Origin of the sequence: Clostridium sp. CCUG 7971, assembly GCF_017590215.1 — a bacterium.
Classification (GTDB): domain Bacteria; phylum Bacillota; class Clostridia; order Peptostreptococcales; family Peptostreptococcaceae; genus Faecalimicrobium.
In genome coordinates, this window is sequence record NZ_JAFFPK010000243.1 from 1 (window position 1) to 532 (window position 532).

Below are 532 nucleotides of genomic sequence, written 5' to 3' on the forward strand. Positions count from 1 at the left end.
CAAATGAATATGCACTATCAAATGTTCAAAGGATAAGAATAAATTATGTACCTAAAGGAAAATACTTATTATATATCACATAAAGAAAACAGCATTTATATCTACAAATGAATCAGATATATTAATAACTATTAGCGATGATAAAGGCAAATCTTGGAATAAAGTAAACTTTAGAAAATGCTTATCAAGGTGGAGAACTATTTATAGGATTTAGTTCAAATGATGTAGGATATTGTACAACGACTACTGATACAGCTATGGGTAAGCAGTATAATTATATATATGTGACTAAAGATGGCGGAAAGTCGTGGAATGAAATAGGCAATACCAATGAAGTTTATTCTCGCGTAGTTACAGGAATTGGATTTTTAGATGATAAGATAGGATTTGTTGGATTTAGATATGAAAGTGAAAATAATCCTACAGTATATAGAACTGATAATGCTGGAGTTACTTGGGAAAAGTTAGAGATACATCTTCCTTATGAATATGCATCTGACTATGCAACACCTCGTACACCTAATGTTTAAAA

1 protein-coding gene is annotated in these 532 nt (G+C 30.1%); it reads left to right on the forward strand.

What is annotated here, in order from left to right; genetic code table 11:
* The first annotated feature begins 284 nt into the window (after positions 1-284).
* Positions 285-530 (forward strand): WD40/YVTN/BNR-like repeat-containing protein, encoded by a 246-nt coding sequence (locus JWF52_RS19065; RefSeq protein WP_208335044.1) that lies wholly within the window; start codon positions 285-287, stop codon positions 528-530.
* The last annotated feature ends 2 nt before the right edge of the window (positions 531-532 follow it).